The sequence below is a fragment of the Candidatus Clostridium helianthi genome (assembly GCF_045310795.1).
In the GTDB taxonomy this organism is placed as follows: domain Bacteria; phylum Bacillota; class Clostridia; order Clostridiales; family Clostridiaceae; genus Clostridium; species Clostridium helianthi.
On sequence record NZ_JBJIAB010000025.1, the window covers coordinates 58,168 to 84,852 of the forward strand.

Sequence of the window (26,685 nt, forward strand, 5' to 3'; positions counted from 1 at the left end):
ATCAATTAGTCTCCATACGAAATTCTTCACTTTTTTATCGAATTTCTTAGATGTTATAGATGGACTAACTATAATCTATACTTATGCGTATACCACACCGAAATGAATAATATACTTTTATTCCAGTTTCTAGGCAATTCTGATGGGTGATTCTAATGCCATAAAGTTGCCCCCAAAGTGCTAGCCTCAAAGAACTAGCTTTGAACTAGCACATTTGGAACAACTTATAGCCAAAGAATCACATCCCTCAAAATTACCAATGAAACATTCCACAAAAGTATATTACCCATTTCTAGTTTTGATATATTTCATATCCTATATAGTTTATGATTGTGTTATCTATAAACAACATATAACTTATACTTATGGGATAACTTACCTAAATCATAAATATTTTGATTCCGAAAAACTATGAAAAATCACTGAAGGTTCTAAATTGCAGGTTGAATCCAATTTAGCATACATTTAATTAATATATAAAAAGAGGATATAAATTCAAAACTTATATCCTCTATAAATTATATGTATAATTATATTTCTCTCAATGAAATTTGTATAAGAATAAAATCATTCTTTCTTGCATCTTGATACCTAAATTTTAAACTTTTGTACCATTTCATTGAGCCTCTGAGCGAGTTCAGCCTGGCTATGTGCTGTTAGTGCAACTTGCTCTATGGATTTAGTTGTCTCATCCATACTTTCTTTGATTGTAGCTACTTCTTCACTAGACTTTTGAGTAGTTTGTGCCATATCTTGTACAACTTCACTAACCTGACCTACAGTAGCTGTTATCTCTTCTGACATAGCTGCAATTTCCTCTGACATCATGCTGACGAAATTTGAATCATTATAATATTGGTCACCGGTTTGCATATAGGCATTAAATTGTCTATGTACTTCAGTATTAATAAATGAAAGTATATCATTGCCAGTATCAATACTATTTTTAAAAGCATCACGGACTCTATTTATTGTTTCCTGTATAGACGTTACAGCTTGTGATGACTGTTCCGCAAGTGTTCTTACTTCTTCGGCAACAACTGCAAAACCTTTACCTTGTTCTCCTGCTCTTGCAGCCTCTATAGCTGCATTTAAAGCTAATAGATTTGTTTGTTCGGCTATACTTCCTATTGTATCTGCCATAACTTTTATATTATCTACTACTTTGCCATCTTCAATAACTTCTAACATTTTGTTCTCTTTTTCTGCATATAGATTTCTTGTTTCTTCTATAGCTTTTTTACCGCTATTCTTTACCTCTGTTGCTTTTTCTTTGGATTTACTTGAACTACTACTTCCCTCCATTGCCTTTCCTGAAAGTTCATTAACGCTTGAATCCACTTCTTCTACCGATGCACTTATTTCCTCGGCTGCCGCACTAGATTCTTGCATACCATCAGAAATATTTGATATAGCATCATCAATACTTCTAGCTCTCAAAGATAATTCTTCAGCCGTAGCAGATAGTTCCTCACTCGACGCACTTATATCTTGAGAATTTTCCATGATCTCTTTAACTAAGATATTTACATTTTTTTGTGCCTTATTTAAAGCGATACCTGTTTGTCCAAATTCATCTTTTCTAGTAATAGTAATTGGAGTTGAAAAATCATACATTGCTAATCTCTCTGCATAATCTCTTATCTTCCTTAAAGGTTTATTTATATGGCTTGAAATAAATATTCCAAGTAAAATGGCAATTATAACCCCTGCAATGCTCATCAATGTCATAATTATGTTTGTCCGTGCAGATGCTATATTAATGTTATCACTTGCTACTTTTGCTGCCGCCAAATTTATTTCTATAACCTTGTCAAGGCTTGCCATCATTTCTTCTTCTATAGGCAAAAAAATCATGTACTGTTTCGTCACTTCATTTGGATCATTTAGATCAGCTGCATCTATTATCCTGTTTCTAGCATCTCTATATTTTGTTACATTATCGGTAAACTTCGTCCAATTTTCTTTTTCCTCTGTTGTAGTAATTAATTTCTCATATTTAGCTATATATTCGTTATCTGCAGCTACCATGTCAGTAATATATTTTTTTGCTTGATCCGTTTCTTTTTTATTTTGATCATACATTATAACTGAAACTTCGCTCTTTATTTGTGACATATTTGATTTTATTGACAAAATTTCATTAACACTCTGTAAGTTTACGCTATACATTGTTTCTGCATTTTTATTTACTCTTTTTACTTCTATTCCACCAATTGTGCCTACAACTGCAATTAATATAGCCACTAATAAAAATGCTGATATTAACTTAGCTCTTACTTGGTTTAATAAATTCATATTAAAATTTCCTCCCACTGTTAAAATGCTATTGCATATTATTTTTTCTATTACTATCCAATAAAGTTTTCATACCATCTTCTGTAAGCGGTTTGCTAAAATAGAAACCTTGAATTATCTTACAACCTAAGTCAGCAAGTACTTCTATCTGCTCTCTTGTTTCAACTCCCTCAACTATTACCTTGTATTTCAAGTCCTTTGATAAGTTAACTATGTTCTTTATTAATACCATGTTCTTATAATTTTCTACATGATCTACAAATGTTTTATCAATCTTTAATGTACTTACTGAAATATTAATTAAATAGCTTAAAGAAGAGTATCCCGTCCCAAAGTCATCTATTGCAATATTTATTCCCATCCCTTTAAGTTCATTTAATACTTCTATATTTTTTTCTGATATATCTAATAAAGTACTCTCTGTTATTTCTATCTCTAAAAAGTTTGGAGAAATATTATACTTATTACAGCATTTTAACAACTTATCCTTAAAATCTTTTTCCTTGATTTGAATTGGTGATATATTGATTGCTATATTATTAAACTTGTACCCCATGCACTTCCACAAACTCGCTTGCTCTATGGATTTTTCCATTATCCAATCGCCAATTTGAACTATATCTCCACTTTCTTCAGCAATAGGAATAAATTCTGCTGGTGAAACATTTCCAAGCTTATCATTATTCCATCTTAATAAAGCTTCAATTCCAACAATCTCATTATTAGACAAATCAATTTGTGGCTGATAATTAATATTTAGCTCATGCTTATTAATAGCATTCTTTAATTCCCTTCTAATCAATACGTCCCTATAATATGTCTCAAATATTTCGTTATTAAAGATTGTATAATTGTTTTTTCCAGTTTTCTTAGACTTGTACATAGCTAAATTACAAAACTCTAACAACTCATCAGAATTTATGCTATCATCCGGGAAAGTAGATATTCCCATACTTACAGAAATGTCTAATTCATCATCTGCTATCTTAAAAGGTACTGACAAATTTTCATAAATTTTCTTGCAAATTTCCTCTATTTCACTTATAAATTTAAATTCATAGATCAAAATTGCAAATTCATCACCATTTAATCTAAATAGTTTCCCTTTTCCTTTAATACATTTACTTACCCTTTCAGAAAAACATTTTAATATAAAGTCACCAAAAGAATAGCCCCAATTATAATTTATGATTTTGTAGTCATCAACATCAATATAAATAATCGCACCTTTTCTACAATTAACTTTTGATATCTCTAAACTCCTATTAAGCTTTTCAAAAAAATAAGTACTATTTGGTAGCCCAGTAAGAATATCATACCTTGAGAATTCTTCATTAGGCTTACTTTTTTTTCTCCTATGTATATCCTTGTTTAATTTTCCTCTTGTGGTATTTACCATTTTTATCTTAAGTTTAAGTTCTTTTTTGGGCATATTAATTTTATTCATAATAACTTCCTTTTTTAAATTAGTACAACTCAACACGTGTAAAACCTCTCCACCTCGCTCCTATTATTTAATAATAAAATATGACATCTTCAATAATAATTTTTGCGTAATTATTCTACAAACTTTTAAACTTTGACTTTTTAAAAAATTAAATATATCATTTATTTGAACATAATAAATATTTTGTCCTATTATTTTATGTAATAATGTATTTATAGCTTTGCAAATATACAAATATTGCATATTAATGTGTCATAAGAATACAATTTAACCTATATTTGTACATTTTTTAAGCTTTTTTATACAATATTTACATATACTACAACTTATAATATAATAAAATTGGACAAAATATTTATTATGTATCATTACTTCTAGAGGAGAGTGCATATGAGGGCATCTAATGAAACTGAAATTAAATATTTAACGCAAAAAGAAGTATTATCACTATTTAATGCAATTGAAAATTCTGGAAAGCTGCATTCAACACGTGATTTAGCAATATTTAGATTAGCTTATAGATGCGGTCTTAGAGCTTCCGAAATATCAATGTTAAAATTGGAGAATTATAATATTAATAAAGGAGAAATATATTGTAAAAGATTAAAGGGTAGTAAGAATAATACTCTGCGGCTAGATGAGAAAACAAAAAGCGTTTTAGACAAATACATTACTGAAAATGAAATTACATCTGAAGCTCAAACTATATTTACAAGTCAAAAGAATAAGCCAATTTCAAGGCAAACCCTAGACCACCTAACGAAGCAATATTTCTCCATGGCAAGTATTCAAGATAAGTCAAAGCACCATTTTCATACCATTAAACATACTACAGCAGTTCACCTTGCTGAATGTGATATGGATATAAAAGAGCTTCAATGGTGGCTTGGCCACAAATCTGTTACCAATACAGAAATATATTTTCAATTTACTACAAAACAACAAGAAAAGATGTATGCAAAACTAGAGGGAAAAAGTGAAATGGTATAAAATTTACTTAATTAATTAAAAAAGACTTACTTTAGCTGCTAAATAACTAAAATAAGTCTTTTATTTTTCATCACATATCTTCTTTAGATTTTAAACCTTTGTATCATTTCATTGAGTTTTTGCGCAAGCCCTGCTTGGTTTTGTGCTGTTAAAGCAACTTGCTCTATGGCTTTTGAAGTTTCATCCACACTTTCTTTTATCGTAGCTACTTGATCGTTTGATTCCTGCGCTGTCGATGCCATCTCTTGTACTAACTTATTAACTTTCCCTACAGTGGTTGTAATTTCTTCTGACATGTTTGCAATATTCTCTGACATTTTACTTACAAATTCAGAATCGCTATAATATATATTTCCTGTATTTCCATAGGCATTAAACTGTTCATGCACCTCTGTATTTATAAATTTCAATATATCATTTCCAGTGTTAATGCTGTTATTAAATGCATCCTGAACTTTAATTATAGTATTTTTGATAGCTGTTACAGCCTCTGATGATTGTTCTGCAAGCTTTCTTACTTCATCTGCTACAACTGCAAATCCTTTACCTTGTTCCCCTGCCCTTGCTGCTTCTATTGCTGCATTCAGTGCTAATAAATTTGTTTGTTCAGATATACTTCCAATTGTATCAGCCATAATTTTAATATTATCAACTATCTTTCCATTTTCAATAACAATTAACATGTTCTTTTGTTTTTCCTTTGATAATTTCTCCATTTCATCTATAGACTTTTTACTATTGTTTTTGACTTCTATAGCTCTCTCTTTGGATCTATTAGCATTCTGGCTTCCTTCCATAGCTTTTTTATATAAATCATTTATATTTGAGTTTACTTCATCTACTGTCGTACTTATAATTCCTGCCTCAGCACAAGATTCCTCCATCCCTAATGAAATAGTACTTACAGCTTCATCTATACTCGCAGCTTTTGATGAAAGCTCCTCAGCTGTTGCAGAAAGTTCTTCACTAGATGTACTTATATCTTGAGAATTTTGAATAATATCTCTAATTAGTTTATTCACATTTCCTTGTGCTTTATTTAATGCACTTCCTGTTTGTCCAAGTTCGTCCTTTCTTTTAATTGAAATTGGAGTTGAAAAATCATATAACGCTAATCTCTCTGCAAATCCTTTGATTTTTTTTAATGGTATATTTATAGCCTTTGATATTAGTGCCCCAAATATAATTGCTACCACTAATCCAAAGATAGTAAGTGTAATCATAATTTTATTAGAATTAATATAAGTAGATGATATATCCTCATTAGCTGATTTTGCATCAGATATATTTATATCTATAACTTTATCCAGGCTATACATCATTTTTGTCTGTAGAGGAACCATTTCTAAATACCTCTTTTTTGCTTCTTCTAAATCTTCTGATTTTACAGCATTCACTACCTTGTCTCTAACCTGATTATATTCCTTCGCATTATCCTTAAATTCCTTCCAAGATTTTGTTTCACTACTTGTCATTTGTGATTTTTCATAATCATTTATATATTTATCATTCTCATTAAGTGCAGTAATAACATTTTTTTGTGCTTCCTCTACCTTATATTTATCTTTTTCATACATCATGATTAATATGTTACTTTTAATTTCTGTCATATTTGATTTTATAGATAGGATCTCATTGACATGATTAAAATTTCTATTGTACATTCCTGATGCTTTATTATTTACATTTTTCAAAGACAGTGCTCCTATTATTCCTACTACGCCAATTAAAATTGCTACCGTCAAAAATGATAAAGTTAATTTAAATTTTATAGGCAGGCTTCTTCTCAAAAACATAACTTTTCCCCTCTCTAAATTTATAATCTCGACCATTTATTAACCTTTTTGCAATAGAAAACGTTTTACCAAGATGTTGAAATTAACATATATTGCTAATTATTATGATAATATTTTTAATTTATATAATCAACTAAAAAATCTACTCTTATATCGAAATGTTGAGTATTTGCTAATCATTTTTAACTATAAACTTAATTATAGAAAAAATAATAAAGCTATACACAAGTCTACTTTAACTATGCATATAGCTTTATTAATTAATTTAATCTATCTAAAATCTAAAATCACGTTTTCCTTCATGTAAGTTTTCAAGATTTTCCAATACTATCTTCTTAACTTTTTCATTTGGAATATTTGGAATTTCATTTTTAATTACTTCCTCACCTTTTCTTCGTGTATCTTCAGAAGCATAATCCTCTAAATATTCCTTCAATGTCATCAATGCATTAGGTTGGCAGCAGTTAGCTATTTGTCCTGATTTAACAAGGCTCATAAATCTATCTCCAGTTCTTCCTTCCCTATAGCAAGCTGTACAGAAACTTGGAATATGACCTCTTTCAAGCAACCAGTTTACTATCTCATCTAAAGTTCTAGTATCACTTACATCAAATTGTGCTGAGTTTTCTTCCTCATTTTCCTTTTCAACATATCCACCAACACTTGTAGATGATCCACCACTTATTTGAGAGACTCCAAGTTCAAGCACTTTTTCTCTTGTTTTTTGAGATTCTCTTGTAGAAACAATAAGACCTGTATATGGAACTGTAATTCTAAGTACTGCAACTATTTTAGCAAATATCTCATCTGAAATAGCATTTGTAAATTCATCTGGATTTATATCATCAGCCGGTCTTATTCTAGGTACGCTTATAGTATGTGGACCAACTCCCATAGCTGCTTCTAAATGTTCTGCATGCATTAATAAGCCTACAAAATCATATCTATACATATTTAAGCCATATAATACACCTAGACCAACATCATCAATTCCAGCTTCCATAGCTCTATCCATAGCTTCTGTATGATAAGCATAGTCATGCTTTGGTCCTGTTGGATGAAGTTCTTCATATGTCTTCTTGTGGTATGTTTCCTGGAATAAGATATATGTTCCAATTCCTGCGTCTTTTAACTTTCTATAATTTTCAACAGTTGTTGCTGCGATATTTACATTAACTCTTCTAATTGCTCCATTTTTGTGTTTTATACTATAAATTGTTTCTATACTTTCAAGAACATATTCAAGAGGATTGTTTACTGGGTCTTCTCCTGTTTCTAATGCAAGTCTTTTATGTCCCATATCTTGCAGTGCAATTACTTCGTTTTTAATTTCTTCTTGAGTAAGCTTCTTTCTTGTTATATGTTTATTTTTGTGATGGTATGGACAATATGTACATCCATTTACACAATAATTAGAAAGATATAGTGGCGCAAACATTACTATTCTGTTACCATAAAATCTTTGCTTGATTTCTTTTGCAAGTTTATACATTTTTTCATTTTCATCTTCTAATTCGCATTCAAGTAAAACCGCTGCTTCTCTATGTGAAATTCCTTTACACTCTTTAGCCTTTTCTAGAATTTCATTAATTAATTCTCTATTGTTCTTATTTTTCTTAGCAAACTCAAGGGTTTCTAATATCTCTTCGTTATCAATAAATTCTGTTGCTATTTTTGATTTAACATTATACATTACTCTACTCTTCTTTCTATAATTGGATTTTTAAATTTTGAATTTAATTCGTTCTGATTAATGCTTTCTTCATCCAATTTTGGCAAAGGCTAAAATATTAATTAAAGCTAATCTACTTATTACTATATTTAATATTTATTTAGCAGTTTTAGAATACATTGTTTTTACATTTATTCCTTCGATCATTCCAAGTTTACCTGATAATGAACTTATTATATCATTGGTAGCATCTATCACTACACTTATTATACCTACATTCTTTTCTCTGTAAGGTATACCCATTCTCCCAACCATATATTGCGAATATTCATGCAAAATATTGTTGAGCTTATCTGTTGAATTCATATCTTCCACTATAATTCCTATCAATGCGATTCTTGTATCCATATTCTTTATTCCTTTCAAGAAGAAAATATTTTTAAATTCACCGTATTAATTAGCAATTACTATTTTCAATTGCAATAAAAAATCCCCGTGCCACAAAAAGGCGCAGGGATAGCGTACATATCTCTATCTATAATACCGCCTTGTCATTTGGGACGAACCCTCATGTGTTTCAGAACGATCATGTGTTAAGAGTCTTTCTTCTTGGGATTTCCCTTTAAAGTCAGACTACATATATATTTTATCATAAAAGTATATTTTAGCAATAGTCATCATTTCTATAAAAAATTAAATTATCAGGTATAGCTCCTTTATTAATTATATATTTCCAATAAACTATATAAATACCATTTTCACCACCTTATCTCGAGAATTCTTCCACTATAATTATGTTTATTTCTAATGATTAAAATATTCTTAATTTTATTTATATTCCAACTTAAATCTACGTCTTCAGGATAACCCATTTTTACAGATATATTTTCTCCATTAAATTTTTCCAATGGAATCTCTATAATATCATTTTCACTTTGCATCCTCCATAAAGCAAGATAACATACCCTGCTACATAACAGTCCATATGCTATCCATTCATCGTCCAGAGATGGCATTTTTATTGGCCAAAATGGTATTCCATTTGGTATATCATGTCTGATGCTTTTATAATATTTAATTCCTTCTTGGATATATTTAAAGGATTCATTATTTATTTCTGCTAAATGCCCACTCTGATGAATTCTACATAACATAGAATTTACCATGTTACATATTACTTCTTCTTTATCCCCATCTCGCAATGGATAAGACCAAACTGCACATTGTTCTGGAGTAACTAAAGATGGTACCGCTGCTGCAATTGCTGCATTTTTTCTATAATCTGTTTGGTCACTGCTTGATTGTATACTATGTCTTTGCAATAGGGAATAATCCATTCTAAGTCCACCACTACCACAATTCTCAATAACTAAGTCAGGATATCTTTTAAATATTTCGTCTAACCAAACTAAATATGCTCTATTATGACCCAATAGTCCTTCACCTGCACTATCAGCTTTGTTATCAGTACCAATCCCCATATTAATATTATAATCCATCTTTATATATCCAACACCATACTCTTCTGCAACTCTCTTTATAATTCCAGTTGCAAACTTTCTAACTTCTGGATTTCTATAATCTAATTGATATCTTGAATGATCCTTTATTCTCTTTCCATGCCTCATAAAGAACCAATCATCAGGTAATTTGTCTGCTAATGAACAATTTATCCCCATTACCTCAAGTTCAAGCCAAAGCCCTGGAATCATTCCTTTCTCTCTTATATAGTCTAGAGGTTCTTTAATACCATTTCTAAATCTCTCTTTAGATGGCAGCCATTCTCCAACACCATCCCACCAAGGTCCATCACTATACCATCCACAATCTATGCAAAAATACTCACAACCAGCTAGTGATGCAGTATTAATAAGAGGAATTAGTTTTTCTGTAGTAGGATCACCAGATAAACAATTCATATAATCATTAAAAATAACTGGTAATTTTCTATTATCATCATTTTCTCTTCTTATTCTACGCCTATATTTAGTCATAACTTCTATTCCTGCCTGCAATCCTCCACTTATGCTTGTAACTGCGACTTGTACTGTTTCAAAGCTTTCATTAGGTTTTAGTTCTTTCCAGAAATGATTTTCTGCTTCTGAAGGCCCGCTCAATTTTAAATACAACATATTCATTATGTCACTGATTTCCCAATTCCATGAACCATTATGCTCTATTTGCCACATGTAACCATTACTTATTTCTGTATTTTCTATAAATCCTAGAGGCGCATACTGACAGGTTGACCAATTTCCTGTATTAGAAACTAACAATCTATTTGTTGATTCGTCTTCCACATGGAATATTCCAACATCTTTTAATGAATATTTCTCCCACATACCTTCACCACACCACTCATTATGAGGAATATATATCTTCATTTTATCTTCTCTGTCTAATACTCCGCCTCTATCAATACCAGTTAAAGCAAATGAAGTTATATACTCTATTCCAACACTTCTTTCACCTTTATTTTCTAAAATGCTCCATGTTCTAACGATTTGTAAATCATTATAAAATTGAAATATTACTTTTGCTTCAATTTTTGTAATCTTGTCAACTAAGTTAATAGTAATTCTTCTTCCTTCTTTTAGAATTTCATCATTATGACTCTCATAAATCATCCTATGTCCGGGCAGAGTTCCTGTATGTTTTACTCCTCTATGATTTAATTGATTTTCTCCTGTAAATTGCAATTCTAATAATCTACATTTTTCTTTTTCATCTTCACTTAATTTATTAAACTGTTCAAAAGGAAGATATGAAAAATGTAGCAATCTTATATCTCTATCTTTAGTTAATTCTAATACAATATTTAAATTATTCTCATTAATTTTTATATATTTACTCATCTATCTTTCCCCATTTCCTAAACATGCTCCCTAAAAAACACAATGGAGTAATTAATCAGAGATGCTTATTTCCTTATCTAGTTTTTAGATCCTTCATACTCTACATATAATTATCATTCGCATTCCATCCTGTTATTGTGTATAAATTACTATATAAATAAGCAGTAGATAAAAAATCACGATTAACTTGCATATCTACTGCTTCTAAACTAATTATTTATTTCATTCAAATGATATATTGCTGAAGTGAAATCTCCACCATGTTCGCAAAAATCTTCTGATCTTACTGGAATTCCAGCAAACATTAATTCGTCTCCAAAAAAAGATTCTTCTTTATTATTATTTATATAATATTTTTTATTTTCATCTAATCCTTGTAACTTTATCCTCTTAAAACCTTCATTAGCTGTGTTAAGTATTTTATAATAACCAACTATTGCTTCGGATTTATCTTCTGAGACAACCATCCAAGAATTTAATTTATTTTCAAAAGGACTTATAAGCCTATAAAAAGTTCCCTTTTGTATTAATTCTCTATTTTCTTTCATAAATTTAACTTGTTTCTTCACAATCGTTCTTTCTTCTTCGGATAAATGATTTAAATCTAACTCATATCCAAAAGCTCCAAAATAAGCTACATTTGCTCTAGTTTCTAGTGGCGTTATTCTAAAAACTTGTTGGTTCGGAACTTCAGATACATGAGCCCCCATGCAGCTTATTGGGTAAACATATGAAGTTCCATATTGTATTTTCATACGTTCAACTGCATCGGTATTATCACTTGTCCATCCTTGTGGTGCATAATAAAGTATCCCCGGATCAAATCTTGCACCACCACTCGAACATGATTCAAATAAAATGTGTGGAAATTCAGATGTTAATCTTTCATATAATGCATACACTCCTAAAATGTATTCATGCATTACCTTTCCTTGATTTTCCGCAATTGCAGATACACTATAACATTCAGTCATATATCTATTCATATCCCACTTTACATATGATATTGATGCCTCTCTGAATACCTTTGACATTGCATTATAAATATAATCTACAACTTCTTTTCTAGAAAAATCTAATGTATACTGATTTCTACAATGGGATGCCGTCCTATTTGGTGTATGGATAATCCAATCTGGATGAGCTCTGTATAAATCACTATCTTTATTTACCATCTCTGGTTCAAACCAAAGTCCAAATTTCATACCCATGTTTTCTATCTTCTTTGAAAGTCCAACTATTCCATCTGGAAGCTTTTTAGTATTTACATACCAATCTCCAAGCCCTGCTTTATCATTATTTCTACTTCCAAACCATCCGTCATCTAACACAAATAGCTCTATGCCTAATTCACTTGCTGTTTTTGCAATATTTAATATTATCTCTTCATCAAAATCAAATGTTGTAGCTTCCCAATTATTTATTAGAATTGGCCTTGCCTTATCTCTCCAATAGCCTCTAGCAAGTCTGGTTCTATATAATTTATGGTAAGCCTGACTCATTCCGTTTATTCCTTTATCTGAATAGGCCATTACAACTTCTGGAGTTTGAAAACTTTCATCTTTATTTAGTATCCATTCAAACATACTTGGATGAATTCCTAACATAATTCTAGATGTATCATGCGTATCAACAAGAACTTCACCCAAAAAATTCCCACTATAAACCAAGCTAAATCCATACACTTCGCCCTCAAACTCAGTTGTGCTTGGTCTCTTCAAGGCTATAAATGGATTATGCTCTGCACTACTTGTCCCTCTTAAACTGTAAATTGATTGAACTCCATGGTCTAATTTTTTATTTCTTATATGTCTTTCTCTACTCCAAGCTCCAGAAAGATGCACCATTTCGTAATCATAATCTGGTAAATCTATACTACAACTCATCGCCTTTGTTAATGTAACTTTATCTTCTCCTTCATACATAAACTTTGTATTCCTTGTTATTATTGGAAAATCTTCATATATGGTGTAACTTAATATTAATCTTGTACTAATCAAATCATCATATAATATTATTTCTAAAGTTTGTGCTTCTTTCTCATTTTCCACATAGGTAGCTGGAAGTTGTTCTAACTTCTTTTTACCTTGAAAAATATTATAGGATTGAAATTGAAAATTAGTAATTTTACTTCCATTTTCCTGCTTTATCTCAAATGCAGGATACCGAAAATCTGTTGTCCCATAAGAAGGATATTCCTGCCTAGTATGTTGCAATGAGAAGAAAGTATCCCCTTCAAATACATATGCTGCTAAAGGACGCATCCCTCCTTCAAAAAGATATGAAAATGATTCTTTATGATGTATCCTCTTCCCATAATATAAATTTCCCAGCTCATTATTATCTAGTATTTTTATGATATAACTTATCTCTTTATTGTATAAATGAAATTCCTTTGATTTTGCGTTGAATTTAATTGCCATGTTACTACTCCTCCCCATGTATTTCTGCAAATTATCTTTGTTCATTAGAATTATTGAATTAAAGTTTTCCACCTGAAGTTGCTATACCCTCTATAAATTGTTTCTGGAATACAATATAAATTGCAAGCATTGGCCAAATGGCAAGTACAGACGCAGCCATCAATTGAGGATAATTAACAGAATATGCACTTTGAATTTTTGCAAGTGCCGATGATAAAGTTGCGGAATCAGCACTAGAATTAATAATTAGCGGCCACATTAAATCCTTAAATGCAAATAATGCTGTAAATATCCCAAGTGCAACCAGGCCAGACTTAGTTAAGGGTAACATAACTTTTAAAAAGGTTTGTCCTATATTGCAACCATCAAGCCTTGCAGATTCTTCTAATTCTTTTGGCAATCCCATAAAGAATTGCCTTAACAAAAATGTACCAAATGCACTTACAAGTCCTGGAAAAAGAAGCGCAAATATTGAATTTCTCATTCCAATTTTATCTACCATCAAATATTGTGGAATTATAAAAAGTTGAACTGGAACCATCATTTGAAATAACACAATTCCAAATAAAAAATCTCTTCCTGGGAATTTTAATCTCGCAAAGGCATAAGCTGCCATAGCGCTAAAAGCCACTGAACAAAATATCCTTAAAAACATCATTGCAAAAGTATTAAAATATAATATAAGAAAATCGTTTTGTCTTATTGCTTCAAAGTAATTTTCAATCTTCCAATCTGATGGAAAAATTACATATGGATTCATTGAAGTAGACTCTGATACAGTTTTAAATGATGTAAGTATCATCCAAACAAATGGCAATATCATAATTACTACTCCAAGCAATAGAAGTAAATGTATAAATAATTTTGAAGCATCTCTTTTCATTTTCATAATATAGTTCCCCTTTCTACATGTAATTAACCCATTTCTTCTGTGCTTTCATTTGAAATACTGTAATTATCATAATAATAGCAAGAAGTAACATTACTATAGCTGAACCATATCCTTTATCTGCATACTTAAATGAGCTATTATAAAATAAATAAACTAACGATACTGTCTTATCATATGCAGGACTAGCTACATCAATCATCATATAAATGACATCAAATACTTGCATTGCCTGAATTATACTAGTAACAACAACAAAAAATAAGGTTGGAGACACAAGGGGTAAGGTAATATTGAAGAATTGTCGTACTGGTTTTGCACCATCAATACTTGAAGCCTCATAATAGTCTTTTGGTATTTCCTGAAGGCCTGCTATAAGCAAAACCATGCTATATCCAACTGTGCTCCATATTCCAATAATAGCTATAGAATAAAGAGCAATATTAGGGTTATCGATCCAATCTACAGGTCCAATTCCAATTTTAGATAGAATATAATTAATAAGACCAAATTGATTATTATATAACCATTTCCAAACCATTGTTATTGCTGCCGGTGCAGCAACCATTGGAATGAAATATATTGTTCTATAAATACCTTTTCCCTTAATCTTGGAATTTAATAATACAGCTAAGACCATTGCTATTATTACTGTTACTGGTACAACTATAATTGTATATTTTAAAGTATTTCCTACTGCGTACCATACTTGGACATCTCCAAGCATCTTTTTATAGTTACTTAAGCCAACAAATATATTTCCCTTTCCAAAATCTCCACTCTTGAAAAAACTTAAATATAGGGTTTCAATAATAGGAATAATATTCAATATTATAAGTCCAATAATAGTAGGAGCGACTAAAAAATATGCCCATTTCCACTCATTAACTGTTCGTTTTGATGGTTTTCCTATATTTACTGTTATATTTTTTGCCATATATTCATCTCCTATCATATTTATTTTAAAGATTACGGCAACATACTTGCTGCCGTAATCATAAATAATTATTTTATTTTTCCTCTTTTAATGCATCATTCATCATTTTAGCAGTATCTTTACAAGCATCTTCTACTGTCTTTTCTCCAGTAAATGCACCTTTTAACATTTCATATGCCTTATCTTCCCATTTTGCAGTTGTATTAGAATATGGTCTTATTTGTGCATATTTAACCATATCAACAAAGCATTTTATATTAAATGTTTTGTTTGAATTTATCCATGCATCTGCTGTGCCATTATACGCAGAAATTGCAACTCCAAGTTCAGCTTGCTTTGTCTGTCCCTCCTTTGAGCTTAAATATTGAACCCATTTCCAAGCTTCTTCTGGATGTTTTGTATTAGCAGAAATTGCATTTCCAAGTCCATTGAAGATACTAGCTCTCTTTCCATCATTTGCTGAAGGTAACACTGTAACATTAAAATTCTTAGTCATATAGTCATTTGCTGCAAATCCACTTAAATTCCAAGAACCAAAGAATCCCATTGCGCATAGTCCATTTTGTAGTGTCTCTGCACGTGCTGCATCATCAAAAATTTTAGGTGACAATCCCTAACTAACAAATCTCACATAATATTTCATTGATTCTATTGTCTTAGGGTTATCATATCCTGATACTTTATCATCAGTTATGATTGTTCCGCCATTTTGATATACAAAATTATAATATCCTTCTTGATTGTGTAAAGGTGCTAGGAATCCATATTGCTTTCCATCACCTGTTGTTAATTTTTTTGCTGCTTCGTATAGCTTATCCCAGTTCCATGTTTCATCAGGGTATGAAATACCAGCTTTATCAAACATTGTTTTGTTATACCAAAGACCTATAGTATCATAATCCTTTGGAATAGCGTATTGTTTATTATTCAAATTATATATCTTCACCAACCCTTCTGGATAATTAGATAATTTCACATCATCACTTTTGTTAATTTTATCTGTTAAATCCATAAGCATTCCATTTGATGCATACCTATAAATTTCGTTTGAATGCATCCAAAAGGTATCTGGCAGAGATCCTCCTGTAGCTGCCGCCTCTAACATTGTCCAATAATCGCTCCAACCCGTTACTTGTATATCAATTTTTATCCCTGGATTTTTTCCCTCAAATTCATCTGCCATTTTCCTAAGACCTTTTTCCTGATTAGAATCCCAAATTCCATAAGTAATGTGTACATCTCCCCCACTAGATCCCTTAGCTGTGTCTTGTCCACCAGTTGCTGCAGAATTTGAACTACCACACCCAGCAAGTCCTGTAACAGCCATCATACTAGCTAAGATTAAAGAAACAATTTTCTTTTTCATTAAATTTCCCTCCTATTTTTGTACATATTCGATTTTGTAAACAAATATATTTTTAATATGTAGTTTGCAACACTAATATTAAAATCACATTCATCATTTTAATTTGTTCAAATTATAAGCAAATATATATATTATTATCGTTAAAAGGATTTAAGTAAAGCTTTTCAAAAATTAGCTAAAAACGAATTATATAGAATTTCTATATAATTTTGTTGTTTTGCACATCAGATGCTATTACTGCAGTATAAAGCGTTCTTTGGACTTTATTCACTTTCTATAATTAAATATTATCATTAAAAAATTCCGGAATACATAGAATAAACAAGCTAATAATATATACTTTTGCTATATTACTTAGTTATTGTTCAACTATAAACGCAAAAGTATATATTTTATGTTATAATGGAAGAAAATTTATCCATTTAACGTTTTCAAAAGGAGGTATACCATTTGGCCGATTTTAAAAGTTATATTTTTAATAACATAAATTATGTAGATATTATACTTTATCAATTTGGCTCAGAACGTTGTGATCCCCTACATTCATTTGGCCCCACGGTTAAAAATCATTTTCTTTTCCATTATGTTCTATCTGGAAAAGGAAGACTCTACTCATTTAATAAAGGAACACAAAATGACTCCTCCATTTATACTATAAAAGCGGGGGAAGGTTTCTTATTAACCCCAAATATAATTAACACTTATGAGGCTGATAAAGATGATCCCTGGAATTATGTTTGGGTAGAATTTGAAGGCTTAAAAGCCCAACGATATCTTGAAGAAATAGGTCTATCAAGCAAAAATCCAATTTTTACACCTAAAGAATATAATAATGATGATAATTCTATAAAGGACAATCTAATGTTTTTATTAAATAACCCAAGTGCTCCTGATTCAGCTATTTTAGGTCATCTTTATTTATTCTTCTATGCTCTACTAGAAAATTCAAGTTTTAATAACACCAAAAGTGCTAGTAATCTTCAAGAATTTTATGTAAGAGAAGCTATAAATTACATTGAAAAGAATTATAACAATAATATTTCTGTTGAAAATATCGCAAAATGGTGTAACTTAGATAGAAGTTACTTTGGTAAAATATTTAAAAACTCTATGAAAACTACTCCTCAGGAGTTTTTAATTAAGTATAGGTTATCTAAAGCATGCGAAATGTTGAAGGATAATAATATATCTATTAGAGAAATTTCTGAACTAACTGGATATCCAAATCAGTTTCACTTTTCTAGATCCTTCAAAGAATTCTATAATATATCTCCTAGGCAATGGAGAAATCAAAATAAAACTAAGTTATAACTTCTTCTATATTCAAAAAATAAGCAAGCTTTACATTAACTATATTAACTAATGCAAAGCTTTCTTTATATTTCTTATTTTATTAAATATTTTCTTAGGATTATCTACTGATATCATTCATCTAAATATTTTATGTAATGACATTCTCATAAATCAAAATAGCTAACTGTGAAATTATATAATTAATATTTTATAATTTAGCGTTAGTAGCAAATTACAATCCCACCATCATCAGCATAAACAGTACTTAATCCGCTTCCTTCAAAAATTATTATATCTTCAAAGTTATATTTGTTTTTTATTTCTTCCTTAAGCTTTTCTGCTTTTTCTCTTGCATTTATATGCCCTATTCCTAGAACCTTATTTTTAAAATCGCTGCCTTCTTCACCTATTAGGTCTATTAGTCTATTAAATGCCTTTTTCTTCCCTCTTACTTGCTCTTTTAGCACAATTTCTCCATCGTTAGCAGTCATAATTGGAGTAACTTGCAGAAGTGATCCCATTAAAGCTTTTGCACTGCTTATCCTACCATTCTTAACTAGGTTGTCCAATTTATCTAAAACAAATAATGTCTTCATATTTTCTATGTATTCAGTAACTTGCTCTACAATCTGAGAATTATGTGCTTTTTCTTCAATTAACTTTTTTATTTTTAAAACAACTAGATCAGCTCCAGATACTGCTGTCTTACAATCGAATACATGAACGAAACTTTCTGGAAACTCTTCTTGAAACATTTCCTTTGCCAATACAGCACTATTATGTGATCCACTTAATTTACCAGAAATGGTTACAACAAAATTATTTTTACACTTTTTTAAAGCTTCTAGAAAATCATGTGGCGATGGGCATGCTGTTTTAATTTTGTTTTTGCTGCTTTTCATTTTTTCAAGTAGATCATTTATATTTACATTCTTATCAACGATTTCTTCATCATCAATAATAATTTTAAATGGAATTCTTTCCATATACTCTTCATTTCCAAAAACTTCATTATTAAAATCAACACAACTGTCTACTATTATTCTAGTATTCATTTTATTCCTCCATCTTTTTCATTTGTAGTTCTAATACTTTATCTATCAACTCATTTAATTAATAACGCTTGCCTAAATTAATATATAATTGTCCACTAAATTATATATTAATTTTACTATTATTAGTAGTTCTTTTTTTCTTAACATATATATTGAAAAAGTAATCCTTCATTATAATTCTAAAAATATCACAAGAATTTTAGCCGCAATTGTGAATCGTTGAAATGTGAATTGTGAATTTCAACACATATACATATCTAAAAACAAAGTATTATAAGTAGTACTATCTAATACTTACTCTTAACGATATATCTTTCAAATTATACGTAATAGTAAAAGGCAAGTTCTGCACTATATATAAAATATTTAGTGCAAAACTTGCCTTAACCTCATACATTTTCTTTTCCTTAATTTATTTAACACATTTTATTAACAGACTATGTTTTAAAGTTTGAAGAAACCATTTATTATATTGCTGCTATATTTATTTCTTTTTCTTTGAATATAAGTCGAATACTACAGCGAATAATAATACAAATCCTTTGATAGCTTGTTGCCAGTTATTATCAACTCCCATTAAAGACATACCATTATTAAGTACTCCCATTACAAGTCCACCAACAACTGCTCCTAAAATTCTTCCAGTACCACCTGCTGTAGATGCACCACCCATATAGCAAGCTGCTAAAGCATCTAATTCGAAGTTAACACCTGCTTTAGGTTGTGCTGAGTTAACACGTGCTGCATAAGCGAGTCCTGCTAATGCTGCCATCAATCCCATATTTACAAATACTAAGAATGTAATCTTATCAACGTTTACACCTGATAAAGCTGCTGCTTTTTTATTACCACCAACTGCATATACTTGTCTACCAAATACTGTTTTAGTAGTAATGAATGAGTAAATTGCTATTAATACTCCTGCTATTATTAATATATTTGGTATACCTTTATAAGATGCTAATACAAAGCTTCCACCCATAATTACTACAACTGATATTATATTTTTAGCAAGGAACATTGAATTATGATCAACATTGAAATTATATTTTTGAAGTTTCTTTCTTCCTTTTATATTATTAAACACCATGATTGCTGATAGTATAACACCTATAATCATTGCTGATCCTACTAAGTAAATATCACCCATTTTAAAGTAGAATAGTGGAGGTATGAATCCAGATCCTAAGTTCGCAAATTCATTTGGGAATGGAGCTATTGTCTTACCATTTAATATTATCATTGAGAATCCTCTAAAGATTAATTGTCCCGCTAATGTTACAACAAATCCTGGAATTGCTTTATACGAAATCCAATATCCTTGTACAGCTCCAACAGCTGCACCTATTAAAAGTGATAGAACAACAGATACTACCGGATTCATTCCTTTATTAACCATAAGAACACCGGCTATTGCTCCAACAAAGGCACACACTGAACCAACCGCAAGATCGACCGTACCTACAATAACTACTAAAAGCATTCCAACTGCAAGAATAAGTACGTAACCATTTTGCTGAATTAAATTTGTTATGTTAAGTGATTTTAACATAACTCCCTTAGTTAAAATCGAGAATATAACTACTACCACCAATAATGCAACTAGCATACCATTGTCTTTCATAAATTTATTAAATGTATTTTTTGCAACTTTTTTTTCTTCAACTCTTGCTTCACTCATTTTACTACCTCCCTATTTTGATGCAACAATTTTACTCATGATAACTTCTTGAGTAGCATCTTTCTTATCTAATTCTCCAATAATCTTTCCTTCGTTCATGACATAGATTCTGTCACTTAATCCAAGGACTTCAGGTAATTCGGATGAAATTACAATAACTGCTTTTCCTTGAGCTACCAAATCATTTATAATTGTATATATTTCGTATTTTGCTCCAACGTCAATTCCCCTAGTAGGTTCATCAAGAATTAGTAAGTCTGGCTCTGCATAAACCCATCTTGAAAGTACTACTTTTTGTTGATTTCCACCACTTAAGTTTCCTGTAATTTGTAATATACTTGGGGTTTTGATTTTCATTGATTTTCTAAATTCTTCTGCAGCTAAAATTTCAACTTGTTCATTTATAACACCATTATTTGAAATTTTGCCTAATGATGCTATTGAAATGTTGTGACGAATATCATCAATTAGGTTTAAACCTGCTTCTTTTCTATCTTCAGTTACATAAGCAATACCTGCATTAATTGCATCTTTAACTGTCTTAATATGAATTTCTTTACCTTCTTTTAAAATGCTACCAGAAATCTTTTGTCCATATGTTCTACCAAAAATGCTCATTGCAAGTTCAGTTCTTCCAGCACCCATAAGCCCTGCAATTCCAAGTACTTCGCCTTTTCTAACTTTTATATTTACATTATCAACCATTTTTCTATCCGGATAATCTGGATGATATACATTCCAATCCTTTATTTCAAACATCACATCTCCAATTTTAGGAGTTCTTTTTGGATAACGGTCTGTAAGTTCACGACCAACCATCCCTTTAACAATTCTATCCTCTGAGATTTGCCCTCCAGAGGCATCTAATGTTTCAATACTAGCTCCATCACGTAGTACTGTTATAGAGTCACATACTCTTGAAACCTCATTTAACTTATGTGAAATTAAAATACATGTAATTCCTTGTGATTTTAACTCTAACATTAATTTTAATAAATTTTCACTGTCATCTTCATTTAATGATGCAGTCGGTTCATCTAGAATTAATAATTTTACGTTCTTTGATAATGCCTTTGCAATTTCAATTAATTGTTGTTTACCAACACCAAGTGTGTTAACTATTGTATCTGGGTCTTCATCTAATCCGACCTTTTTAAGTAATTCTTTAGTTCTAATTCTTACCTCTTGCCAGTCTATAACTCCATGACTTGCAATTTCGTTTCCTATAAATATATTTTCTCCTATACTAAGATGTGGACTCAAAGCTAATTCTTGATGTATAATAACTATTCCATCTGCCTCACTGTCTTTTATGCCTTTATATTTACATGCCTTTCCATTATATAGAATTGCACCTTCGTATGATCCGTGAGGATATATTCCACTTAATACCTTCATTAAAGTTGATTTACCTGCTCCATTTTCTCCACAAAGAGAATGAATTTCTCCTGATTGCACTCTTAAATTAACATTATCTAGTGCTTTTACACCAGGAAATGTCTTAGTTATATTTATCATTTCAAGAATAATATCATTGTCTTTTAACATACGTCACGCCCCTCCTTATTTGAATGATAGTGGAACAAAGTTGTCCGCACTATCATTACTGCTGTTAATCTTATTTAGAAAGATCTGCTTCTTTTAAATATCCTGAATCAATTAGAACTTCTTTGTAGTTTGTTTTATCTACAGATACAGGTTGACATAAGTAAGATGGTACAACTTTTACTCCATTGTTGTAAGTCTTCTCATCATTAACTTCAGCTTTTTGACCTTTAATAGCTGCATCGATTGTTTTAACAGCTTGAGCTGATAATTTTCTTGTATCTTTGAATATTGTTGATGTTTGCTCTCCTGCAATTATAGATTTAATTGAAGCTGTTTCTGCATCTTGCCCTGTAATTACTGGCCATGGAAGATCCCCTGAACCATATCCAACACTTCTTAACGCTTCTACAACACCACGGCTTATACCATCATAAGGAGATAATACAGCATCAACTTTTTTACCACCTGAGTAGTTACCAGTTAATATATTTTCCATTCTTGATTGTGCTAAAGCTCCATCCCATCTTAATGTACAGATTTCATCGAATTTAGTTTGACCTGAAACTACAGTTAATTTCTTAGAATCTATATATGGTTGAAGTACTTCCATTGCACCTTCAAAGAACATATGAGCATTATTGTCATCTGGAGATCCAGCAAATAATTCTATGTTAAATGATTTTTGTGCATTTTTTAAATCTAATTTCTTTTCGATATATTGACCCATTTGAGTTCCTACAAGTTTATTATCAAATGAAATATAGTAGTCTACATTTGGAGTATTTTTAATTAAACGGTCATAAGCTATAACAGGAATTCCTGCATCTTTAGCTTTTTGACAAACATCAGTTAAAGATTCACCATCGATATTTGCAATTACTAAACCACTAACACCTTTTGTAATTAAGTTTTCTGCTTGTGATACTTGAGTTTCTACAACGTCTTCAGCATATTGAAGATCTGTATTATAGCCAAGATCTTTTAACTGTTTTACCATATCATTTCCATCATTTATCCAACGTTCAGAAGATTTAGTTGGCATTAAAATACCTATTGTTTTTCCGCTTCCTGATCCCCCGTCAGTTTTTGTTTGTGACTCTGTTTTAGAATTATCTGCATCTGAGTTTGGAGCACTAGTTGTTACACTACATCCACCGATAGAACCTAGTAATGCCATTGATAATAACATAGCCATTAATTTTTTCTTCATAATATTTTCTCCCTTCAACTTCCCATATAATAAATTATAAATTTATATTTTCTTTTAATCTGCTTAATCGTTATCATTTCTGATAAATTAAAGTGGACTAAAAGTTAATATTCTAAATTATTAAAAACAATATAATTTTTTAATATGCTTATAAACAAAAATTCAACCTTATCAATACGTTTTCATCAAATCTAGTCATATTCTTATTTATTTTGACATATTGTAAGTTAACTCAAGAATAACTAATATAGCCATAGCATTAGCATATTTACTACTAATATTGAATTTATACTCTGGATTCTTTCTCTTATAAATCATTGGTATTCCTACTCCAAGTAAAATGGCTAATCCAAATATAGCTAGTACACCAAAAGAAGAAGTAATTATTCCTGAATCGATAGAAATAAAATATAGTAATAAGCCAGGAGCTACTAGATAGTATAATAATTTGTTACATAAAGTAATGTGCTTTTCATTCATAAAATTCCTCCCCTATCCTAGTAAATATTATTGTTTAATGTTTGATTGATATTATTCATATAATTTGAATATATATCATGGAAAATACATTTTCCTATATATGCTCTATGATATATATCTTGTAAGTACAGCAATATTCTTCTTTATTATCATAATAAAAATTTACATTAACATTTATTTATATATGTATCCTGCTTGTACAATTTAAGAATAACTTATTTTGTCACTTCTATATGATACACATACTATAACTCTTAATGTACTATAATTTTAGAAGATAGCACTTGTTAATACGTTGTACGTACTTCATGTATTTGTTATATATTGTTTTCATCAGTATAGCAATAGTTTTTTTTATATTGTATGTACAATTTTATTATATTTCTTTACCAATGTGCATACATCTACGATTCATTGCAATAGACTGTTCAATTTTAACTTGTTAAACTAGAAATCAGAGCATGATAAAGTATATATAAACTGATTCTTAGCCACTTCAATGATATTTTTACAATTTTTATGAATCCAAATATCTATAATTGAGGTGAGTTATAATATAAACATAAACTCTATATTGTTTGTCCATACATTTATTATTTATAGGAAATAGATAATAAGGTTAAATCCTTTTTATTGAATTCAACCTTATTAATCATACTTTCTATTTAAGGCTATCTATAGCTGTTCTTTCAATAGCAAGCCCACTAGTGTAACGTTTTATAAATTCATTAAATCCTTCAACATCTTTAGAATCTGGATCTATTTTTGTACCTATTTGTCCTGCAAACACTTTATTTGTAAGATAATCGTCTAATGTCTCATTTTCATCTTTATTTATCATATAAGATGCAAGTACTGCAATTCCCCACGCTCCGCCTTCGGCAGCAGTTTCCATCACAGAAACTGGTGCATCTATAGCTGCTGCCATTATCTTTTGTCCTACACCTTTAGTCTTAAATAAACCGCCATGTCCTAACATTTCATCGACCTTAACACCTTCCTCTTTAAGAAGAAGGTCTAAACCAGTTTTTAGTGCTCCTAATGATGTAAATAAATGTACGCGCATGAAGTTAGCTAGATTGAATTTACTCTCTGCTGAACGTACAAATAGTGGGCGTCCTTCTTCAAAACCAGTTATATGCTCACCTGAGAAGTAATTATAAGCTAATAATCCGCCACAATCCGAATCCCCTTCAAGTGCCTTATTATATAGAGTTGCAAATAACTTATTCATATCAACTTCTACACCAAATGCCTCTGCAAATTCTTTAAATAATCCAACCCAAGCATTAAGATCCGAAGTACAATTATTACAATGAACCATAGCTACTAAATTACCAGTAGGAGTTGTAACTAAGTCTATTTCTTCATATGCTTTTGATAATTCCTTTTCAAGTACGATCATTGCAAAAACAGATGTTCCTGCTGATACATTACCTGTACGCTTTGCAATACTGTTAGTTGCAACCATTCCTGTTCCTGCATCGCCTTCTGGAGGGCAGAATGGAATACCTGCTTTTAATTGTCCTGTAACATCTAAAAGCTTTGCACCTTCTTCAGTAAGTACACCTGCATTTTCTCCAGCTAACAATACCTTTGGTAAAATATTTCCAAGTTTCCACGAAAAATTCTTAGGAGCTACTAACTCATCAAATTGATCAATCATACGTGCATTATAATTCTTTGTATCTATATCAATAGGGAACATTCCAGATGCCTCTCCAACACCTATAACTTTTTCACCTGTTAATTTCCAATGAATATATCCCTCTAAAGTTGTTTGGAAATCTATATCAGCCACATGTTCTTCACCATTTAATATTGCTTGGTAAAGATGAGCAATACTCCATCTTTGAGGGATATGGTAGTTAAATAATTTTGTTAATTCTTCTGAGGCTTTTTCAGTAATAGTGTTACGCCATGTACGGAACGGTACTAAAAGATCTCCCTCTTTATTAAAAACCATATATCCATGCATCATAGCACTGAATCCAATTGCGCCTATTGTTTGAATAGTAACTCCATATTTTTCTTTGACATCCTCAGCCATCTTCTTATAACTATCTTGAACACCAGTCCAGATTTCATCTAAACCATAAGTCCAAATATTATTAACATATTTATTTTCCCAATCATGGCTACCTGAAGCTATTGGAGTATTATTTTCATCTATTAAAACTGCTTTAATTCTAGTTGAACCTAGTTCAATGCCAAGCACTGTCTTACCATTAATAATGGCATTTTTTATATTATTCATCTCTAATCCCATAAAAACCTCCACTACGTGTAATTTTTTTAAATCGTTTACTTATTATGTGATAAATTTATATTCTTATTATAGTTAAGTTAAATAAATTTTAATTTTAAAATAATTTCTAATTTCTTCCGAATATCATTCCATTGTAATATTACTAAATCTAATACAAAATAACTCTTATAATCACCTAATGTCCCGCCCTGATACCATCACCGTCTCCAGCTTAATGTAAGATCGGAATGCAATAATGACTAGACATTAGATAAATGATTTTATTAACTTCTAAAACTGCTTCATTATCATATTAATTTTATATACATTTATAAAAAATCTATAAATATATTTCTAACCAATGATTTATTATTGTAATTACATAATTTCACACTATTCTTTTCACACATCTTTATACATATCTTTATACATATCTTTTAATAATTTTAACTTTTATAATAATGAATAAATTGGTTTTAATATATTTATAGATTAAT

17 protein-coding genes and 1 pseudogene are annotated in these 26,685 nt (G+C 30.3%); 2 read left to right on the forward strand and 16 right to left on the reverse strand.

What is annotated here, in order from left to right:
* Window positions 1–591: 591 nt before the first annotated feature.
* A complete protein-coding gene (locus ACJDTP_RS17795) occupies window positions 592–2,298 on the reverse strand; it encodes a methyl-accepting chemotaxis protein (protein WP_023973610.1) in 1,707 nt (568 codons plus the stop codon).
* A 28-nt stretch (window positions 2,299–2,326) separates the two neighbouring features.
* Window positions 2,327–3,745, reverse strand: coding sequence for a putative bifunctional diguanylate cyclase/phosphodiesterase (locus ACJDTP_RS17800; RefSeq protein WP_051144781.1), 1,419 nt, complete (start codon window positions 3,743–3,745; stop codon window positions 2,327–2,329).
* Window positions 3,746–4,135: 390 nt separating this feature from the next.
* Here ACJDTP_RS17800 and ACJDTP_RS17805 point away from each other — a divergent pair, with 390 nt between their 5' ends.
* Window positions 4,136–4,735, forward strand: coding sequence for a tyrosine-type recombinase/integrase (locus ACJDTP_RS17805; RefSeq protein ID WP_017210085.1), 600 nt, complete (start codon window positions 4,136–4,138; stop codon window positions 4,733–4,735).
* Between the two features lie 83 nt (window positions 4,736–4,818).
* Here ACJDTP_RS17805 and ACJDTP_RS17810 read toward each other — a convergent pair whose 3' ends face one another.
* The 8 genes and pseudogenes from ACJDTP_RS17810 to ACJDTP_RS17845 all read right to left on the reverse strand — a co-directional run bounded on the left by ACJDTP_RS17810 (window position 4,819) and on the right by ACJDTP_RS17845 (window position 16,673).
* Window positions 4,819–6,531 (reverse strand): methyl-accepting chemotaxis protein, encoded by a 1,713-nt coding sequence (locus ACJDTP_RS17810; protein WP_406761998.1) that lies wholly within the window; start codon window positions 6,529–6,531, stop codon window positions 4,819–4,821.
* A gap of 274 nt (window positions 6,532–6,805) precedes the next feature.
* Window positions 6,806–8,224, reverse strand: a complete 1,419-nt coding sequence (gene hydG, locus ACJDTP_RS17815; RefSeq protein ID WP_017210084.1) for a [FeFe] hydrogenase H-cluster radical SAM maturase HydG — start codon at window positions 8,222–8,224, stop codon at window positions 6,806–6,808.
* Between the two features lie 135 nt (window positions 8,225–8,359).
* Window positions 8,360–8,611 carry a TM1266 family iron-only hydrogenase system putative regulator gene (locus ACJDTP_RS17820; protein WP_012060596.1) on the reverse strand — a complete coding sequence of 84 codons (252 nt, stop codon included), beginning with the start codon at window positions 8,609–8,611 and terminating at the stop codon, window positions 8,360–8,362.
* A 350-nt stretch (window positions 8,612–8,961) separates the two neighbouring features.
* Complete coding sequence (locus ACJDTP_RS17825; RefSeq protein ID WP_406761999.1) at window positions 8,962–11,058, reverse strand: glycoside hydrolase family 36 protein; 2,097 nt, start codon at window positions 11,056–11,058, stop codon at window positions 8,962–8,964.
* A gap of 209 nt (window positions 11,059–11,267) precedes the next feature.
* On the reverse strand, window positions 11,268–13,481 hold the full coding sequence (locus tag ACJDTP_RS17830) for an alpha-galactosidase (protein ID WP_238858934.1): 2,214 nt from the start codon (window positions 13,479–13,481) through the stop codon (window positions 11,268–11,270).
* Window positions 13,482–13,539: 58 nt separating this feature from the next.
* A complete protein-coding gene (locus tag ACJDTP_RS17835) occupies window positions 13,540–14,370 on the reverse strand; it encodes a carbohydrate ABC transporter permease (protein WP_023973615.1) in 831 nt (276 codons plus the stop codon).
* Between the two features lie 16 nt (window positions 14,371–14,386).
* Window positions 14,387–15,307: an ABC transporter permease subunit gene (locus ACJDTP_RS17840; protein ID WP_023973616.1), complete on the reverse strand. Its 921-nt coding sequence runs from the start codon at window positions 15,305–15,307 to the stop codon at window positions 14,387–14,389.
* A gap of 73 nt (window positions 15,308–15,380) precedes the next feature.
* Window positions 15,381–16,673, reverse strand: a pseudogene (locus ACJDTP_RS17845) (ABC transporter substrate-binding protein).
* A 450-nt stretch (window positions 16,674–17,123) separates the two neighbouring features.
* On the opposite strand from ACJDTP_RS17845, the gene ACJDTP_RS17850 reads away from it, so the two are divergent.
* Complete coding sequence (locus ACJDTP_RS17850; protein WP_023973618.1) at window positions 17,124–17,984, forward strand: AraC family transcriptional regulator; 861 nt, start codon at window positions 17,124–17,126, stop codon at window positions 17,982–17,984.
* Window positions 17,985–18,187: 203 nt separating this feature from the next.
* Here the strand turns inward: ACJDTP_RS17850 and ACJDTP_RS17855 are convergent, their stop codons facing one another.
* The 6 genes from ACJDTP_RS17855 to ACJDTP_RS17880 all read right to left on the reverse strand — a co-directional run bounded on the left by ACJDTP_RS17855 (window position 18,188) and on the right by ACJDTP_RS17880 (window position 26,209).
* Window positions 18,188–19,021 (reverse strand): DegV family protein, encoded by an 834-nt coding sequence (locus ACJDTP_RS17855; protein ID WP_017210077.1) that lies wholly within the window; start codon window positions 19,019–19,021, stop codon window positions 18,188–18,190.
* 484 nt (window positions 19,022–19,505) lie between these two features.
* Complete coding sequence (mmsB, locus tag ACJDTP_RS17860) at window positions 19,506–20,702, reverse strand: multiple monosaccharide ABC transporter permease (RefSeq protein ID WP_406762000.1); 1,197 nt, start codon at window positions 20,700–20,702, stop codon at window positions 19,506–19,508.
* Window positions 20,703–20,714: 12 nt separating this feature from the next.
* On the reverse strand, window positions 20,715–22,250 hold the full coding sequence (mmsA, locus tag ACJDTP_RS17865) for a multiple monosaccharide ABC transporter ATP-binding protein (RefSeq protein ID WP_012060605.1): 1,536 nt from the start codon (window positions 22,248–22,250) through the stop codon (window positions 20,715–20,717).
* Between the two features lie 70 nt (window positions 22,251–22,320).
* Window positions 22,321–23,460, reverse strand: coding sequence for a multiple monosaccharide ABC transporter substrate-binding protein (chvE, locus tag ACJDTP_RS17870; RefSeq protein ID WP_406762001.1), 1,140 nt, complete (start codon window positions 23,458–23,460; stop codon window positions 22,321–22,323).
* A gap of 207 nt (window positions 23,461–23,667) precedes the next feature.
* Window positions 23,668–23,940, reverse strand: a complete 273-nt coding sequence (locus tag ACJDTP_RS17875; RefSeq protein WP_012060607.1) for a hypothetical protein — start codon at window positions 23,938–23,940, stop codon at window positions 23,668–23,670.
* Between the two features lie 661 nt (window positions 23,941–24,601).
* Window positions 24,602–26,209: a xylulokinase gene (locus ACJDTP_RS17880; RefSeq protein ID WP_406762002.1), complete on the reverse strand. Its 1,608-nt coding sequence runs from the start codon at window positions 26,207–26,209 to the stop codon at window positions 24,602–24,604.
* Window positions 26,210–26,685 lie beyond the last annotated feature (476 nt).